This window comes from Streptomyces sp. NPDC001270, assembly GCF_042896695.1.
In the GTDB taxonomy this organism is placed as follows: Bacteria; Actinomycetota; Actinomycetes; order Streptomycetales; family Streptomycetaceae; genus Streptomyces.
Genome location: NZ_JBIAXM010000007.1, coordinates 13,371 through 29,670, shown reverse-complemented (window position 1 = coordinate 29,670; position 16,300 = coordinate 13,371). Strand labels below are relative to the sequence as shown.

Below are 16,300 nucleotides of genomic sequence, written 5' to 3'. Positions count from 1 at the left end.
CCTGCGGAGAGACTCTGGCACGGCGGACACGGAACACCGCGGAGTCCCGGAGCCGCAGGACGGCTCCGGGACTCGGCGTCAACGAGGTGCGATCAGAGACCCGAGACCAGGCCGGTGACCGGCTGGGTGTTCAGGCCGGTGAGACCCTCGACGGTGCCGACGGCGGTGTTGACCACGCCGGAAACCGGGAGAACCGTGTCCGCCAGGCCGGTGGCGGTGGCGACGACGCCACCGATCAGGCCGCCGGAGACGTTGTCCAGCTCGGCGTCGGAGATCTCAGCGGTCTCGACCTGGGGGGTGGAGTTCATGATGGAACTTCCCTTCGTATGGGTATTCATAAGGGGGAGAGCGGCCCCCTCTGGGGACGGCCGCGGCCGCGGCCGCCGGGCGCCCGTTTCCGGGAGCCCCGCACGGCCTTCGCGGTGCGATGGATCAAAGCACGCGGGCTGCTCGCCCTTCCAATCAATCCCCGGCCCCACCTGGGCACTTGCGTCGCATAGGGGCTCGTCCGGTGCAGGAGTGGGCACGGCTTGCCAGCGACTCCTTCACATGCCGCACGGCATCGGTGTGGCCGAACTCTTGCCTCCGCCTGGCCGAATCCGGCACTCCTCGCCAAAGGCGCGGCAGGGGGCGCACGGTTGTGCAGATCCGCGGGTCCCCGTGACCCGCTTGAGTAATCGATGTGCAGATTCGCTGCATGAGGGAAGTCGCCGATCGATCGGAACGGACAGTTGCTGATCGGCGACTGAGCGTGTTGGTGGCGGGGCCGGGGGTGTCGGTTGCGGCGACGGATCCGCCACGTCGGGGGCCCGCCTGGGCGTGCCGGCCGGTGCCGGCTGTCGCTCCGCAACGGCTTCGTCGGCATCAGTTCGCATGCAGAGCGGTATCGGCGCGCATCAGCCCAGCAGCGCGTACACCGTGCTCGCGCGGGCGGCGAGCGCGCCGGAGGCCGCGTCGGTCATCGTGACGTCCGCGAACGCCATCCGCCGCCCGATCTTGGTGAGCACCGCCTCCAGCAGGACGTCCGAACCCGTCACCGCCCGCTGGAAGGACGTCGACTGCTGCACCGTCGTCATCGGGACGAAGGCGCCGCGCGCCGCCGAGACGGCGATCACGGTCGCGGTGTCGGCGGCGGCCATCAGTGCCTGTCCCGACAGGCCGCCGCCCTCCCGGGACAGCCGCTCGGACCAGGGCAGGCGCAGGAGGGCACGGTCCTCGCCCAGCGCCTCGACCGACAAACCGAGTTCAAGCACCCAGGGGGCGAAGTTGGCGGAGAGGATCTTGTCGGCTTCGGCGGTGGTCATCGTCATACGGGGGATTGTTCCCGGACGCGCCCGACGACACGCGAGGCAGGCGATCCGCCGCGGCGCCCGGCGCGCCGGCCGACGCGGTGGAACACGCCGCCCGCCCGCCCCGTCCGCACCCCTGTGCCGAACCGGCGGGACGAGCCCGTGGGACGAGCCGGCCTGCCGAACCGGCCGGGACGAGCCGGGCTGTCGAATCGGCCGACGAGTCGGCCGGGGCGGTGCACGCCCGGCCAGGCGGTGGCGGTGGGCGGGTCCGCTCGCGGCGCGTGCGGTCGCGGGTCGCGGGCCGTGGGTCAGCCTTCCGGCCGCGCCCGCAGCAGGAGCACCGCCACGTCGTCGGCCCGCTCGTGCGACGCCACGCAGTGCCCTACCACCTCGTCCGCCAGCAGCTCCAGCGGCTGATCGCCCGCCGCCGCCAGCAGCCCGCTCAGGTCGGCCAGGGCGTCCTCGATGTCGACGCCGGGCGCCTCGATCAGGCCGTCGGTGTAGAGGGCCAGCAATGAACCACGGGTGAGATCGACGTCCGTGCGGGGATACGTCGCCGCCGCGTCGATGCCCAGCAGCGGGCCGCCGGCCAGGTCCAGCACCCGTACCCGGCCGTCCGGCCGTCTCAGCAGCGGAGGCGGATGCCCCGCCCGGGCCATCACGGCCTGTTCGCGCGCCGGGTCCAGACGCAGGTACAGACAGCTCGCGAACAGTTCCGCCCCGAGGTCGATGACCAGCCGGTTGGTGCTGCTCATGACCTCCTCCGGCGGCTGGCCCCCGGTGGTGAACGCGCGGACCCCGGTACGGATCTGCCCCATCAGCCCGGCCGCGGTCACGTTGTGCCCCTGGACGTCGCCGATCACCGCCGCCGGGAACGGCAGGGTCGGCACCAGGTCGTAGAAGTCGCCGCCGATCTCCATGCCCTGGGTGGCCGGCAGATAGCGGGCGGCCGCCTCGATGCCGGGCAGCCGGACCAGCGAGTGCGGCAGCAGCGCCGCCTGCAGTCCGTGCGCCAGCTGGTGCTTGGCGTCGTAGAGCCGGGCCCGCTCCAGGGCCTGCGCGATCAGCCCGCCCAGGCTGGTCAGGACGGCCCGCTCGCTCGCCGGGAAGACATGCGGCTGAGCGTAGGCGAGCACACAGGTGCCCACCGGGCGCCCCGAGGCGATCAACGGAAGAAAAGCCCAGGCGCCGAAGCCGTCCGGGGTCTCGTACCGGCCCGGATACAGATGCTCCAACTGCTGCCGGGAGTCGAAGAAGGCCGGCACGCCGGTTCTGAGGACGTGCGCTCCCGGAGTACGTTTCGCCAGCGGCGCGCCGTCGAACTGGTCGACGGCCCGCGGGTTCGGGTATCCGCGCTGCCCCAGCACGTGCAGCCGTCCGGCGTGGGAGCCGAGGATGACCACGCCCTGGCTGCCCACGGCCGGGCAGACCTCGTCCGCGACGAGCTGCACCACGTCCTGCACGCCGACCGCCTCGGTCAGAGCGCCCGCCAGGCTCAGTATCTGGGAGATGGTCACCAGCTGGGACGGTTTCTCGTCGCGCTGTGTGCGCTGCTCCATCTCCGCCACCGCACGGGCCTTGCCGATGCACACGGTCAGCCCCGTCATGCTCGGGAAGAGGCGGAAGGACAGCCAGTCGCCCGGCGGGCGCAACGCCACGAACGAGGTGGGTTGCTGGCTGATCAACGCGGCCCGGTAGCGGTCCTCGTAGACGGGATCGTTCAGCCAGGGCACCGACGCCCACAGCCGGGTGCCGATCAGTTCGTCGGCGCAGGCGCCCAGCAGCCGGGCCGCCACGGCGTTGGCGAAGCCCACCTGGCCGTGCAGGTCGAGGGAGACGAGCCCGTACGGCAGCCGGGCCACCATCCGGGCCGCTTCGACCGAGCCCAGCGTGCTCGCCACGTCCGGCTCCGGCACCGCCAGCAGGTCGGGCTCGTGCTGCGGGGGACGGTTCTCCCGCGCCGCCCGCTCCAGCCGTGCCGCGAGCAGCCGGCAGGCCCGGGTCAGATGCTCCCGCTCATGGTCGGACAGCTCCGGCGGGTGCGTCCCCGGCCAGGTCACGAACACCGCGCCGTAGGTGGCGTCGGCGGTCGCCAGCGGCAGCGCGGCCAGGGCGAAGGGATAGGGGAGGACCACGGCGATGCGCGGATAGTGGCGTGCCATGTCCTCCTCGCCGCCCACCCAGACCAGCCGGCCCTCGCGCACCGCCTCGGACACCGGGATCGGCGCGCTCAGCCCGATCCGCTCCCACGGCGCCACGAACGCCCGCGGCAGCCCGGCCATCACGGCCATCTCCAGCACCGGCTCGTCCGGAGCCATCAGATAGACCGCACCGGCGTGGGCCTGGACGTGCTCCATCATCGAGGCCAGCGACAGCGACAGCAGCGGTCGGCCGGACCACAGCTCGGTCGGCGCGGGGGCCTGCGGGGGCGTCTGCCTTTCGGACACGGCGACCACCTCCTCACGCCACGCGGCGCGCCACGCTTCTCAGGGGTCAAGGCTCCCTCGTGGCGGCGCCCGGCGCACGGCGAGAGCACCCCCCGGCACTCGCTCCCGAGCTGGTGAAGGGCGACGAGTACCCCGCTTCCCCTGGCCTATGCCCCCGGCCGCCGCAGCGAGAAGGCTGTGCGGAACCGGAGCGCACGGGCGGGTGGGGGCGATCGGAAGAGCACGCCGCGGGGGAGAGACGCGGGGCGGCACGGGACACCGGGGGCACGCGCACCGGCCCCGGCGCCGGTCACCGTCCGTGTGGTGACCGTCCGTGTCGGTGCGCGCCGCGGCAAAGACCGTGGGAAACCCGTGCCCGCGGCTCCATGGAACGGTCACAGGGGCTGCGCGGACGCCCCATAAGCGCTGTAATGGCGGACGTGGTCACTGACGGCGCGGCGCTGCGCGGAACGAGGAGGGAGCGTGCCGAAGCCGCCCTCGACGCACTCGCCGCCGACCCCCGGACCGCCCACCGGACCCACCGCGTGCTCGAACAGGCACTGGTCCTCGCCGGCGCGGCGTTCGCCGGCCTGTACACCCTCAGTGACGACGGCACCCTGCTGTGCCTGACCGAGTCGGCGGGACTGCCGCGCACGATGTACGGACTGCGCGACACCCATCCCGTGGCCGGCCGCTCGCCGGCCGCCGAGGCGCACCGCACCGGGCGCCCGCAATGGCTCGGCCCCGGGGAACTGGCGGGCCACCCCGAGGCGCACCGCCGCACCCCGTCCCCGGACGTCAGCCTGGCCGTCCTCCCGGTGCGCGACGGCGCCGGCCTGCTGCTCGCCGTGACCGAGGCCCCCGGCGGCTTCGACCGCGAGGACCGCGCTTGCCTGGAACTGCTCGCCGCCGCGACCACCACGCCCGTCCCGGCCGGGCCGGGGGAGACCGGGGACCTGCCCGCCGACGCCTTCAGCCTGGCCATGGACACCGGCCAGGCCGAGGTCGGCGAGGGCATCCTGGAGCTGTTCCGGATCGACCGGAACGCGTTCGACGGCCGGATCGAGACGCTGCTCGCCCTGACCGTGCCCGAGGACCTGCCCTCCCTCATGTCCGCCGTCGAGGCCGACCCCAGGTCCCTCGGCGAACGCGAACTGGAGTTCCGCGTCCTCCAGCCCTCCGGCCCGCCGAAGTGGCTGCGGCTGCGCGGCCGGCTGCGGCCCGCGGGCGAAGGCCGCCCGGCCCGGCTCGTCGGCACCGTCGCGGACGCCTCCACGCTCCGCTCCGACGTCACCGACGTGGCCCGGGTGCAGCGCCTGGCCGCGTCCCTCGCCGCCGCGGGCACCGTCAAGGACGTCAGCCAGGCCGTGGTGGCGGCGCTGCGCACACCGTTGCAGGCCGACCGGATCGCCCTCGCCGAGCTGGAGAACGACCGGCTCGTGGTCACCGTCCTCGATCCGCCCGAGCCCGACGCCTGGCCCGAGCTGTGGCGCACCGAGTGGCGCACCGAGTGGCCCGACGCACCGGTGCGCTCCATGCCCACCCTCGCCGCGGCCCTGCGCGAGGGCCGCGCCCAGGTCTGGCCCGCCGGCTCCGACCTGGAACCCGCCCTCGTCGGGGTCGGGCCCGGCGGCCTGGCCGTGCTGCCGCTGCCCGCCGACGGCCGCATGACCGGTGCCTGCGTCATCGGCTGGGACCACCCGCACGACTTCGGACCCGACGAGGGCGCCCTGCTCACCGCCTGCGCGGGCCTGGCCGGACAGGCCCTGATGCGGGTCCGCGCCTTCGACGCCGAGCACGAACTGGTCGGCATGCTCCAGCGCGCGGTGCTGCCCCGCCGTCTGCCCCGGCTGCCCGGCGCGGTCGCCGTCGCCCGCTATCTGCCGACCACCGCCGGCCTGGAGGTGGGCGGCGACTGGTACGACGTGATCCCGCTGCCCGACAACCACGTGGCCCTCGTCATCGGCGACGTCCAGGGCCACAATGCGGTCGCCGCCACCCTCATGGGCCAGATGCGCACCGCGCTGCGTGCCTACGCGGCCGAGGGCCACCCGCCGGACGTCGTCGTCGCGCACGCCAACCGGCTGCTCCTGGAGATGGAGACGGACCTCTTCGCCACCTGCTGCTACGTCGACGTCGACCTGGAGGAGGGCTCGGCCTGGTTCGTGCGCGCCGGCCACGTGCCGCCGGTGCTGCGCCACCCGGACGGCAGCACACAGGTGGTGGAGGTGGCGGGCGGCCCGCCGCTCGGTGTGGTGATCCAGGCGGAGTTCCCGATGACTCCGGTGCGGCTGCCGCCCGGCAGCCTGCTCGCGCTGACCACCGACGGCCTGGTGGAGTCCGCCGAGACCGACATCGACGTGGGGCTGGCCCGGCTCGCCCGGAAGCTCGGCGCCGCCGACCCGGCCCGTCCGGGCTCCGTCGCCGACGTCCTGCTCGGCGGCGCCCACCGCGACGACGACGTGGCCCTGCTGCTGATGCGCTACGACGGCATGGCCGTGCGCCCGCTGCGGGAGAGCTGGACGGTGTGGCGGGTGCCGGAGGCCGCACGGCACGCCCGGCGCTTCACCCTGCGCACCCTGCGCTCCTGGGGGCTGCCCGTGGACGCCGTGGACGCCGTCCTGCTCGTCGTCTCCGAACTGGTCACCAACGCCCTCGTGCACACCGGCGGCCCGGTCCGGCTCGACCTCACGCTGGTCGGCAGCCGCTGCCGGGCCGCCGTCGCCGACGCCTCGCCGCGCACCCCCGTCAAGCCCACCAACCTCGGCTGGGAGGCCACGGGCGGCCGGGGCATCCTGCTGGTGGAGGCCGTGTCGACGGCGTGGGGAACCGTACCGGCGGGCGGCGGCAAGCAGGTGTGGGCCGACGTCATGATCGGCGACTGACCGCCACACGGGTACGGGTACCGGCTCCGCCCGCAGGTCGCGGGTGCGTGGCGCGCGCGGCGTGCCTAGGGTCCTTGCCGTGTCGCACACCTTCGAAGAACTCGTCGCCAAACGGCGCGCCGCCGATGCCGCCCACGCCCAGGTGGAGGAGCTGCGGGAGACCTACGGGCCCCCGGCCGAGGCCCAGTTGACCGCAACCCAGGCCGACACCTACGAGACCGCCGTGCGGGCCTGGCGCGACCTGGCCCGGGACCTGCAGACCGCGCTGAGCGAGTACGCCCGGGACGAGGGCCGGTCCCTGACCGAGATCGAGGACGACGTGCAGCGTGCCATGGTCGAACCGGAGGGTGACTGAAGGTGTCTGCTCGGTGACGAGAACCCCACGTGCCGCTGGACCGTACCCTCCCGTAAACCTTCCGTAGAACACAGGACGTACCTTCTTAACCAACCAGCAAGAGAATCGAAGGTTCGAACCGAACGACCACCTATAGGGTGTGGCAGATGAAAGCACTCGTGCTCTCGGGCGGCGCAGGTACCCGGCTGCGGCCGATAACGCACACGTCGGCCAAGCAGCTCGTACCGGTGGCGAACAAGCCCGTGCTGTTCTACGGGCTGGAGTCCATCGCCGCCGCCGGGATCACCGAGGTCGGGATGATCGTCGGCGAGACCGCCGCGGAGATCGAGGCGGCGGTCGGCGACGGCTCGGAGTTCGGGCTCAAGGTCACCTACATCCCCCAGGCGCAGCCCCTGGGGCTGGCCCACGCGGTGCTGATCGCCCGGGACTTCCTCGGGGACGACGACTTCGTGATGTACCTCGGCGACAACTTCGTGGTCGGCGGCATCAGCGCCCTCGTCGACGAGTTCCAGGCGCACCGCCCCGACGCCCAGATCCTGCTCACCCATGTCCCCGACCCGCGCTCCTTCGGCGTCGCCGAACTCGACGCCTCCGGCCGGGTGGTGCGCCTGGAGGAGAAGCCGCAGCGGCCCAAGAGCGATCTGGCGCTGGTCGGGGTCTATCTGTTCAGCCCCGCCGTCCACGAGGCCGTACGCGCCATAGAGCCGTCCCGGCGTGGCGAACTGGAGATCACCGACGCCATCCAGCGCCTCATCGACACCCGTGCCGACGTGCGCTCCACCCTCATCGAGGGCTACTGGAAGGACACCGGCAACGTCGGGGACATGCTGGAGGTCAACCGGACCGTCCTGGAGTCGGCCGAGCGGCGGATCGACGGCGAGGTGGACGAGCGGTCCGAGACCGTCGGCCGGGTGGTGGTCGAGGCGGGAGCGCGGATAGAGAACTCCCGGATCGTCGGCCCCGCGGTCATCGGCTCGGGAACCGTCGTCCGCGACTCCTACGTCGGACCCTTCACCTCCGTCGCGGAGAACTGCCGGATCACCGACAGCGAGCTGGAGTTCTCCATCGTGCTGCGGGACTCCTCCATCCAGGGGGTGGGCCGGATCGAGTCCTCGCTGATCGGACGGCACGTCGAGGTGACCCCCACGACCACCGTGCCCAGTGCCCACCACCTCGTCCTCGGAGACCACAGCAAGGTGCAGATCTGTTCATGAATCTCCTCGTCACCGGCGCCGCCGGGTTCATAGGCTCCGCTTACGTCCGGGCGCTCCTCGCCGACGACGGGCCGCACGCCCCCCGGATCACGGTGCTGGACAAGCTCACCTACGCCGGTACGCTCACCAACCTTCCCGCCGCACACCCCCGCCTCGACTTCGTGCAGGGCGACATCCGCGACGCCGGACTGGTCGACAAGCTGATGGCGGACGCCGACCAGGTCGTGCACTTCGCCGCCGAGTCGCACGTCGACCGGTCCATCGACGGAGCGGGCGAGTTCGTGCTCACCAACGTCGTCGGCACCCAGACGCTGCTGGACGCGGCCCTGCGTCACGGTGTCGGCCCGTTCGTGCACATATCCACCGACGAGGTCTACGGCTCCATCGAGTCCGGCTCCTGGCCCGAGACCCACCCGCTGGCCCCCAACTCCCCCTACTCCGCCTCCAAGGCATCCTCCGACCTGCTCGCCCTCGCATACCACCGCACCCACGGACTGGACGTCCGGGTCACCCGCTGCTCCAACAACTACGGCCCGCACCAGTTCCCCGAGAAGGTCATCCCGCTGTTCGTCACCAACCTGCTGGACGGCCTGCGGGTCCCGCTGTACGGGGACGGGCGCAACGTCCGCGACTGGCTGCACGTCGACGACCACTGCCAGGGCATCGAACTGGTCCGGACAAAGGGCCGCCCCGGCGAGGTCTACAACATCGGCGGCGGCACCGAACTGACCAACCGGGACCTCACCGGTCTGCTCCTCGAAGCCTGCGGCGCCGACTGGGACCGGGTCGACCACGTCGCCGACCGCAAGGGCCACGACCTGCGCTACTCGGTCGACTGGAGCAAGGCCCGCGACGAACTGGGCTACCGCCCCCGGCGTGACTTCACCGCCGGCCTTGCCGAGACCGTCGCCTGGTACCGCGACCGGCGTGCCTGGTGGGAGCCGCTCAAGCAGCAGGGGACGCGATGAGGTGGCTGGTCACCGGGGCGGGCGGCATGCTCGGCCGGGACACGGTCGAGGAACTGCGGCGGCGCGGCGCGGACGTGACGGGCCTGGACCGCACCGCCCTCGACATCACCGAACCCGACGCGGTACGCCGGGCGCTCGCGGAGCACCGCCCGGACCTCGTCGTCAACTGTGCCGCGTACACGGCCGTCGACGACGCCGAGACCGACGAGGAGCGGGCGCTCACCGTCAACGGCGACGGGCCGCGTCTCGTCGCCCGCGCCTGCGCCGTCCATGGCGCCCGCCTGATCCACGTCTCCACCGACTACGTCTTCGGTGGCGAGGCACCCCTTCGCGCTCCCGACCCCGCCCGGCCGGAGCGGACCCGGATCACGCCCTACCCCGAGGACCACCCGCCGGCCCCGCGCACCGCCTACGGCCGTACCAAACTCGCCGGCGAGCAGGCGGTCCTCGCGGAACTCCCGGGGGCCGGCGCCGTCGTCCGCACCGCCTGGCTGTACGGCGTCCACGGCCGGAATTTCGTGCGCACGATGCTCGACCTGGAGGCCCGCCGGGAGACCCTCGACGTGGTCGACGACCAGCGCGGCCAGCCGACCTGGAGCGCGGACGTGGCCGCGCGGATCGCGGACCTCGGCACCCGGCTCGCCCGGGACGGCAGCGCGCACGGTGTCTTCCACGCGACCAGTTCCGGCGAGGCCACCTGGCACGAACTGGCCCAGGAGGTCTTCCTGCTGGCGGGCGCGGACCCCAACCGGGTGCGCCCCGTCGGCAGCGCCGCCTTCCCCCGTCCGGCTCCCCGGCCCGCCTACAGCGTCCTCGGGCACGACCGGTGGCGGGAGGCCGGCCTGGAACCGCTGCGCGACTGGCGGTCCGCCCTGCACGAAGCACTGCCCCATATCCGCAAGGAGATGTCCCAGTGAAACGGCACGAGTTCCTGCGGGAGCTGCACAAGGTCACCGCGAACCGCAACTACCTGGAGATCGGCGTCAACGACGGCCGCAGCCTGACGCTGTCCCGGGTGCCCAGCATCGCGATCGACCCCGCGTTCAAGGTGGTCACGGAGATCCGCTGCGACGTGCACCTCGCCAAGGCGACGAGCGACGACTTCTTCGCCCGGGAGAACCCCCTCGCCCATCTGCGGGGCGGCCGCCACCCGCTGCGCAACCTGGCCCGCAACCGCAGTCCGTTCGGGTACTGGCGGCGCACCACCCTCGACCTGTCGTTCATCGATGGCATGCACCTGTTCGAGTACGCCCTGCGCGACTTCATCAACATCGAGCGGCACTCGGACTGGGCCAGTGTGATCGTCTTCGACGACATGCTGCCGCGCAGCGTGGACGAGGCGGCCCGGGACCGGCACACCGACGCCTGGACCGGTGACGTCTACAAGCTCGTCGAGATCCTGAACCGCCACCGCCCCGACCTCGTGACGGTCCTGGTCGACACCGCGCCCACCGGGCAGCTCCTGGTCTTCGGAGCCGACCCGGAGAGCACGGTGCTCCAGGACAAGTACGACGAGATCATCGCGGAGTTCGAGGTGCCCGACCCGCAGAAGGTGCCCGAGGCGATCCTGGACCGGACGACGGCCGCGCAGCCGCAGGCGCTGCTGTCGGCCGGTTTCTGGGGGCCGCTGGCGGCGGCCCGCAACCGCGGAACCAAGCGGTCCCGCGGCTGGGAGCCGCTGCGTCGCGCGGTGGCGCAGTTCGGCGTCAGTCGCTGAGCCGACCCGAACGCAGCCGCTCGTAGAAGGCGGAGCAGTCCGCGTGGCTGGGAAGCAGCCCGGACCGCTCCGCCTCGGCCAGCGTGGGGGCGGCGGCGTCCTTCTCGGACAGCACCGGCTCGATGCCCCGCGGCCACTCGATGCCCAGCTCGGGGTCGAGCGGGTGCACCCCGTGCTCACGCTCCGGCAGGTAGCCGGTCGAGCACAGGTACATCACCGTCGCGTCGTCGGTGAGCGCCATGAACGCGTGGCCGAGCCCTTCGGCCAGGAAGACCGCGTGCCGGTCGGCGTCGTCCAGCCGTACCGCCTCCCACTGCCCGTAGGTGGGGGAGCCGACGCGGATGTCCACGACCACGTCAAGCACGGATCCGTTCACGCACGTCACATACTTGGCCTGACCGGGCGGTACGTCGGCGAAGTGCACCCCGCGCAGCACGCCCCGCCGGGACACCGAGCAGTTCGCCTGGGCCAGCGTCCAGTCGTACCCGGTGGCCTCGCGGAACTCCTCGCCCCGGAACCACTCGTGGAAGCTGCCCCGATGGTCCTGGTACACCTTGGGCTCCAACACCCAGGCTCCCGCTATTTCCAGTGCCCGCACTCCGTCACGCCTTCCGTGTTGTCTTTCGCTCTCCCGTCCCGCGCAGGGCGGCGCCCAGAATGCTCCGCGCGCGGCGCACCAGTCGGCGGTGCACCGGGCCCGGTGCCGTGGAACGGGTCAGCTGGGCGCCGCCGGTGCGCCGGGGCCGCAGGACGAGCGGCAGCGGCAGGAAGCGGGGCGTCTCGCTCCGCGGCGCCGGGCACACCTCCAGCCGCCAGGCGGCGCCGCGCAGCTCGCGCAGCGGCACCTGGGCCTCCAGGAGCGAGCCGGTGCCCTGCGCCGGGGTGAGCGTCCCCGGTCGCTCGGTCTGCTTGCCGCCGGCCGAGTCGGTCAGCCGCAGCAGCACGTCGACACGGTCCGCGACGTACAGGGGGAGCGCGACGCTCAGCAGATCGGTGCCGGAGACCGCGGCGTCCTCGGGCGTCAGCCGCCCGAGGCCCAGTGACTTGCCCGCCTTGTCGACGTCCAGGGAGAAGTTGTCGTGCTGTTTGGTCCAGTACGGCAGCACCACGCGCCCGGCGACGGCGCCGGCCGGCGGAGCGGGGCGGTCAGGACCACGGACCGGACCCAGCCGGCACTCCTTGGTCCAGCCGCCGAGGCCGACCCGGACGTACGCGTCCCACAGGCCCGCGTGGAGCGGGACGCCGCCCGCCGCGGTGCCGGGGTCGACGGCGGCCGTCGCGCGCAGCACCAGCCGGACCCGCCCGTCGCCGGCGGGGACCTGCTCGTGGGTGATTTCGACCGGCTGGAAGAAGGAGGCGGCGCTGGCCCGGTCTCGCAGGACGAGGTCGGCGGTGGCCGTCTCGAAGCCCGCGACGGCGTCCGCTCCGAGCCAGGCCGTCGTCTGGGCCAGATCCCGGGGTGCCTCGGCGGCCGGGGTGCGGGCCCCGCCGACGGGGAAGGTCAGGGGCTCGCCGTCGCGCTTGTACTCGGCGGTGAAGTCCACCCACAGCGTCCCGTCACGCCACTCGACGCCGGTCGGCGCGGCCTTGGGGACGACCCCGGCCTCCCATTCGGCCTGGGCGACCAGGTCGTCGTACCGGTCGTCCCTGATCAGTGCGGCGACGATGCGCTGCGCGGGGCGCAGGCCGGCGGCGACGCCGGGCCCGAACCGTTCGACGACCACCCCGCGCATCTCGTGGAACAGCTCCCGCCGGTAGTCGTCCGGGAGGCCGAGCAGGCGCCGGCCGCTCATCCGGTCCACGATCTCCACGCGCAGCCAGCGGCGCAGCAGCCGGTCGCGCCGCGGGCCCGGCTCGGTGTGCCGCTCGACCACGTCCAGGGCCTCGCGGAGGTTCTTGTAGTAGCCCACGGGGTCGAAGCGCTGGAATCCGGCGTTCGACGCGTCGTCCCGCTTCACGTGGTAGTAGCAGACGTAATCGCTGAGCACGGAGACGTTGTCCGCGCGCAGATACGCCTCCGTGACGAAGACGTGGTCCTCCAGGCGGCGCCGGCCCTCGGGGAAGCGCAGCCCGATGCGGTCCAGGAAGTCGCGCCGGAGCATCTTGTGCGGGGTCAGGCTGTCGATGAGCGGGGCGTTGTCCACGGTGGCGTGCGGGTGGTTGCGCCGGAACAGTTCCACGGGCACCGGGCGGCCCTTGCCGGCCATCTTGCCCACGACGACGTCGGCCTTGTTCGTCACCCCGTACTCGTACATCCGCTCCAGGGCCTCGTCGCCGAGGTAGTCGTCGTTGTCGACGAACATCACGAACTCGCCGCGGGCGGCCTCGATCCCCACGTTGCGCGGTTTGCCCGACCAGCCGGAGTTCGGCTGGTGGACGACGGTGAACTGCGGGTGCGCGGCGGCAAGCTCGTCCAGTCTGGCCGGGGTGGCGTCGGTGGAACCGTCGTCGACGAAGATCACCTCGTACTGGTCCCGGGGCAGCGACTGACGCAGCATCGAGGCGACGCAGTCCTCGATGTAAGGCCCGGGATTGCAGACCGGGACGATGACACTGACCTTGACCGGCATCCGGCTTCCTAGCCCCCTCGGCTCGCTTTCCGTTGCCTCCATGGCAGCGTGTGCGTGGCCGAATGTTAACCCGGCCCCCGGTAAGGGCGGCGTTTGCCTTCGACCGGAGGCCGGGCCCGGGCAGCGGCCGACGTCAGCCGTGGGTCTTGGCCAGGAGCTGCAGGATCTCCGCCGTCGTGCCCGTCTCGCCGAGCCGCGGGAAGATCCGCTCGACGCTGCCCGCGTGCGCCTCGGCGCTCAGGTCGGCCACGGCGTCCGTGGCGACGGCGACGTGGTAGCCGTGCTCGTACGCGGCGCGGGCGGTGGACTCGACGCCGATGCTGGTCGCTATGCCGGTCAGCACGATCTGGGTGACGCCCCGGCGGCGCAGCTGGACGTCGAGGTCGGTGCCGTGGAAGGCGCCCCAGTTGCGCTTGGTGACGTGGATGTCGCCGGGGTGGCCGGACAGCTCGTCGACGATGACGTCCCAGCCCTCCGGGTAGGAGCGGGCCGGTGCCTGGTGCTCGGTGCGGCCGGGGACCCGGTCCGAACCGTCCTGCGCGAAGGTCACGCGGACCAGGACCACGGGCAGGTCCCGGGCCCGGAAGGCGTCGGCCAGCTCCGCCGAGCGGGCCACCACTTCGGGGCCGCCGTACGGCTGGGTGGGCGCACCGGCGATGCCGCGCTGGAGGTCGATCACGACGAGGGCGGTGCGGGGGTCGAGGGCGGTGAGTGCCATCGGTGGGGCCTTTCGGGGTTTGTCTCGGGATGTTCGGGGTGTGGGCGGACCGGGGAGCGGTCGGGGGAGCGGTCCGGTGCGGTCACTGCCGGCGCGGAGCCGGACCGGCACGGCGTGCCGGTGGTCGTGACCGGGGCCGGGCTGGAGGCGATTGCCGAGGCGGTGGCGTACGGCGCCGTCCGCCGGTGCGCGGCGGTCGGGGCCGCGCCGGCGGACCGGTCGCCCGCGGCGGTCGTCGACTGCCGGGAGCGTCCGGTGAGCCTCGGTGTCACTGCTGCGACAGCCGTTCCAGGAGGGCCAGTGCCTCCAGGACGGTGTGCCGTTCCTCCTCGCTGAACCGGTCCTGGAAGGCCCGGGCCAGCCACTCCTCACGCGCCTGCCGGTTGCCCTCGACGCGGGCCTGGCCGGCGTCGGTGAGGGTCACCAGCTGCCGACGGCCGTCGTCGGGGTCGGGGGTGCGACGGATCAGACCCTGCTGGTCGAGTACGGCGAGAGTGGCGGCCATCGACTGCGGTCGCACCCCCTCCGCGGACGCCAGGGCACTGGCCGTGGCGGCGCCGTGCTTGCCGACCAGGGTGAGCGCCGACTCCTGGGAGGGGGTGAGGTCGGCGTCCTGGGCGACCTCGCGGATACGGCGCCGCATGCGGCTGAGCACCACGCGCAGGTCGCGCGCGGCACGGGTGGCGGAGCCCGAGATGTCGTCCATGGCCAACACCCTAGATAACGCAGCCAAGACTGTCCAGTTGGAACTGTTCAGGTAGCCTGTGAGGTGTGTGGATCACCGTCCGCCGTGCCACCCGACACGCGAGGTACGCGGCGACCCCTCCGACGGGACACCCGAGCGGTGACAGGCAGCTCCGCCTCCCGACCCCCCGCCCGTCGGGCCGCCCCGCCGGGACGTGTCGGCCTACCCTGGCCAGGTGCGCCTGCTCCTCATGTCCGACACCCACCTTCCACGGCGGGCCGAGCGGCTGCCGGACCCGCTGCTCGCCGAGCTGCCGCACGCCGACGTGGTGGTCCACGCCGGCGACTGGGTCGACACCGCCACCCTCGACCTGCTGGAGAGCCGCAGCCGGCGGCTCATCGCGGTGTACGGCAACAACGACGGACCGCTGCTGCGGGCCCGCCTCCCCGAGGTGGCCCGCGCCGAACTGGGCGGCCTGCGCCTCGGCGTCGTCCACGAGACCGGACCCGCCGCGGGCCGCGAGACGCGCTGCGCCGCCCGTTTCCCCGACCTCGACGTCCTGGTCTTCGGCCACAGCCACATCCCCTGGGACACCACGGCCCCGACCGGCCTGCGCCTGCTCAACCCCGGTTCGCCGACGGACCGCCGACGGCAGCCGCACTGCACGTACCTCACGGCGACCCTCACCGACGGCGCGCTCACGGACGTGACGCTCCACCGGCTGCCCCAGCGGTAGGCCCGGGGCGGAAGGGGCGGGCGCCCGGCCGTGACGCGCCGCCGACGATCGGCGCACCGCGCTCTCGCCGGACCGTCCGGGGCGGACGGTGCGGCGGACGCTCAGCGGCACCGCCGGGGGCGCCCGCGCCGCAGCCGTCGGCACACGCCTCCCAGCACCAGCAGCAGCACCGCCAGTACCGCCGCCGCGCCCGCCGCCCGCTTGGCCACCGGCAGCCCGGCCGCCCGGACCAGGTCGAGCGGTTCCGGCTCCGCCGCCGGCGGAGCAGGCTGTTCGCCGGGCGCCCCGGGCCGCTCGGTGATCCGCTCGCCCAGACACTGCGCGAACTGGCCCACGAGCCGGTCACCCACCTCCGCCAGCACCCCCCGCCCGAACTGCGCGGGCCGCCCGGTCACCGTCAGATCGGTCCGCACCGACACCGCCGTACCGCCGTCGCGTTCGCTCAGCGTGCCGGTGACCGTGGCCCGCGCCGTCCCCTGGCCGCGGATCTCCCGGCCGTTCGCCACGATCACCATCCGGTGCGCCGTTTCGTCCCGCTCCTCGAAGACGGCCGTGCCCCGGTACGCCACGGTGACCGGCCCGACCTTGACCTTCACCGTGCCGGTCACCGTCGTGCCGTCGAACTCCTGCACCGTCGTCCCCGGCAGGCACGGTGCGATCCGCTCGATGTCGAGGAGCGCGTGCCAGGCGTCGTCGACCGGGACGGGGACGGTGAACTCGTGGTTCAGCTCCAT

15 protein-coding genes are annotated in these 16,300 nt (G+C 73.2%); 7 read left to right on the top strand and 8 right to left on the bottom strand.

Annotated elements, in window-relative coordinates:
* Window positions 1-92 precede the first annotated feature (92 nt).
* The 3 genes from ACFY2B_RS13670 to ACFY2B_RS13660 all read right to left on the bottom strand — a co-directional run bounded on the left by ACFY2B_RS13670 (window position 93) and on the right by ACFY2B_RS13660 (window position 3,748).
* A complete protein-coding gene (locus ACFY2B_RS13670) occupies window positions 93-308 on the bottom strand; it encodes a type A2 lantipeptide (RefSeq protein WP_390763311.1) in 216 nt (71 codons plus the stop codon).
* A 588-nt stretch (window positions 309-896) separates the two neighbouring features.
* Entirely contained in the window at window positions 897-1,310 is a 414-nt protein-coding gene (locus tag ACFY2B_RS13665; protein ID WP_390763310.1) for a PaaI family thioesterase, read from the bottom strand.
* 290 nt (window positions 1,311-1,600) lie between these two features.
* The gene (locus ACFY2B_RS13660) at window positions 1,601-3,748 is read right to left on the bottom strand and encodes a SpoIIE family protein phosphatase (protein ID WP_390763309.1); all 2,148 of its coding nucleotides are present in this window, start codon (window positions 3,746-3,748) and stop codon (window positions 1,601-1,603) included.
* Between the two features lie 401 nt (window positions 3,749-4,149).
* Here ACFY2B_RS13660 and ACFY2B_RS13655 point away from each other — a divergent pair, with 401 nt between their 5' ends.
* The 6 genes from ACFY2B_RS13655 to ACFY2B_RS13630 all read left to right on the top strand — a co-directional run bounded on the left by ACFY2B_RS13655 (window position 4,150) and on the right by ACFY2B_RS13630 (window position 10,857).
* Complete coding sequence (locus tag ACFY2B_RS13655; RefSeq protein ID WP_390763308.1) at window positions 4,150-6,603, top strand: SpoIIE family protein phosphatase; 2,454 nt, start codon at window positions 4,150-4,152, stop codon at window positions 6,601-6,603.
* Between the two features lie 79 nt (window positions 6,604-6,682).
* The gene (locus tag ACFY2B_RS13650) at window positions 6,683-6,958 is read left to right on the top strand and encodes a hypothetical protein (protein WP_390763307.1); all 276 of its coding nucleotides are present in this window, start codon (window positions 6,683-6,685) and stop codon (window positions 6,956-6,958) included.
* A gap of 146 nt (window positions 6,959-7,104) precedes the next feature.
* A complete protein-coding gene (locus ACFY2B_RS13645) occupies window positions 7,105-8,172 on the top strand; it encodes a glucose-1-phosphate thymidylyltransferase (protein ID WP_390763306.1) in 1,068 nt (355 codons plus the stop codon).
* Window positions 8,169-9,140, top strand: a complete 972-nt coding sequence (rfbB, locus tag ACFY2B_RS13640) for a dTDP-glucose 4,6-dehydratase (RefSeq protein WP_390763305.1) — start codon at window positions 8,169-8,171, stop codon at window positions 9,138-9,140. The genes ACFY2B_RS13645 and rfbB overlap by 4 nt, the downstream gene beginning before the upstream one ends.
* The gene (gene rfbD, locus ACFY2B_RS13635; protein WP_390763304.1) at window positions 9,137-10,057 is read left to right on the top strand and encodes a dTDP-4-dehydrorhamnose reductase; all 921 of its coding nucleotides are present in this window, start codon (window positions 9,137-9,139) and stop codon (window positions 10,055-10,057) included. Before rfbB ends, rfbD begins: the two co-directional genes overlap by 4 nt.
* On the top strand, window positions 10,054-10,857 hold the full coding sequence (locus ACFY2B_RS13630; protein ID WP_390763303.1) for a class I SAM-dependent methyltransferase: 804 nt from the start codon (window positions 10,054-10,056) through the stop codon (window positions 10,855-10,857). Before rfbD ends, ACFY2B_RS13630 begins: the two co-directional genes overlap by 4 nt.
* On the opposite strand, the gene rfbC is transcribed toward ACFY2B_RS13630, so the two are convergent.
* From rfbC to ACFY2B_RS13610, 4 genes are all read right to left on the bottom strand, one after another.
* Window positions 10,847-11,455, bottom strand: a complete 609-nt coding sequence (gene rfbC / locus ACFY2B_RS13625) for a dTDP-4-dehydrorhamnose 3,5-epimerase (protein WP_376528230.1) — start codon at window positions 11,453-11,455, stop codon at window positions 10,847-10,849. The two genes, ACFY2B_RS13630 and rfbC, sit on opposite strands and share 11 nt — an antisense overlap.
* A gap of 4 nt (window positions 11,456-11,459) precedes the next feature.
* Complete coding sequence (locus ACFY2B_RS13620) at window positions 11,460-13,427, bottom strand: glycosyltransferase family 2 protein (protein WP_390763302.1); 1,968 nt, start codon at window positions 13,425-13,427, stop codon at window positions 11,460-11,462.
* 133 nt (window positions 13,428-13,560) lie between these two features.
* A complete protein-coding gene (locus ACFY2B_RS13615; RefSeq protein WP_376528234.1) occupies window positions 13,561-14,145 on the bottom strand; it encodes a hydrolase in 585 nt (194 codons plus the stop codon).
* Window positions 14,146-14,413: 268 nt separating this feature from the next.
* Entirely contained in the window at window positions 14,414-14,851 is a 438-nt protein-coding gene (locus ACFY2B_RS13610; protein WP_390763301.1) for a MarR family winged helix-turn-helix transcriptional regulator, read from the bottom strand.
* A gap of 214 nt (window positions 14,852-15,065) precedes the next feature.
* On the opposite strand from ACFY2B_RS13610, the gene ACFY2B_RS13605 reads away from it, so the two are divergent.
* The gene (locus ACFY2B_RS13605) at window positions 15,066-15,566 is read left to right on the top strand and encodes a metallophosphoesterase family protein (protein ID WP_390763300.1); all 501 of its coding nucleotides are present in this window, start codon (window positions 15,066-15,068) and stop codon (window positions 15,564-15,566) included.
* Between the two features lie 101 nt (window positions 15,567-15,667).
* Here the strand turns inward: ACFY2B_RS13605 and ACFY2B_RS13600 are convergent, their stop codons facing one another.
* Window positions 15,668-16,300, bottom strand: coding sequence for an SRPBCC family protein (locus ACFY2B_RS13600; RefSeq protein ID WP_390763299.1), 633 nt, complete (start codon window positions 16,298-16,300; stop codon window positions 15,668-15,670).

What these genes read in the sequence shown, in the direction of transcription:
- ACFY2B_RS13600 (WP_390763299.1), bottom strand. Translation starts at nt 16,300, where the DNA reads ATGGAGCTGAACCACGAGTTCACCGTCCCCGTCCCGGTCGACGACGCC.
- ACFY2B_RS13620 (WP_390763302.1), bottom strand. Translation starts at nt 13,427, where the DNA reads ATGCCGGTCAAGGTCAGTGTCATCGTCCCGGTCTGCAATCCCGGGCCT.
- rfbD (WP_390763304.1), top strand. Translation starts at nt 9,137, where the DNA reads ATGAGGTGGCTGGTCACCGGGGCGGGCGGCATGCTCGGCCGGGACACG.
- ACFY2B_RS13645 (WP_390763306.1), top strand. Translation starts at nt 7,105, where the DNA reads ATGAAAGCACTCGTGCTCTCGGGCGGCGCAGGTACCCGGCTGCGGCCG.
- ACFY2B_RS13610 (WP_390763301.1), bottom strand. Translation starts at nt 14,851, where the DNA reads ATGGACGACATCTCGGGCTCCGCCACCCGTGCCGCGCGCGACCTGCGC.
- rfbB (WP_390763305.1), top strand. Translation starts at nt 8,169, where the DNA reads ATGAATCTCCTCGTCACCGGCGCCGCCGGGTTCATAGGCTCCGCTTAC.
- ACFY2B_RS13665 (WP_390763310.1), bottom strand. Translation starts at nt 1,310, where the DNA reads ATGACGATGACCACCGCCGAAGCCGACAAGATCCTCTCCGCCAACTTC.
- ACFY2B_RS13615 (WP_376528234.1), bottom strand. Translation starts at nt 14,145, where the DNA reads ATGGCACTCACCGCCCTCGACCCCCGCACCGCCCTCGTCGTGATCGAC.
- ACFY2B_RS13655 (WP_390763308.1), top strand. Translation starts at nt 4,150, where the DNA reads ATGGCGGACGTGGTCACTGACGGCGCGGCGCTGCGCGGAACGAGGAGG.
- ACFY2B_RS13670 (WP_390763311.1), bottom strand. Translation starts at nt 308, where the DNA reads ATGAACTCCACCCCCCAGGTCGAGACCGCTGAGATCTCCGACGCCGAG.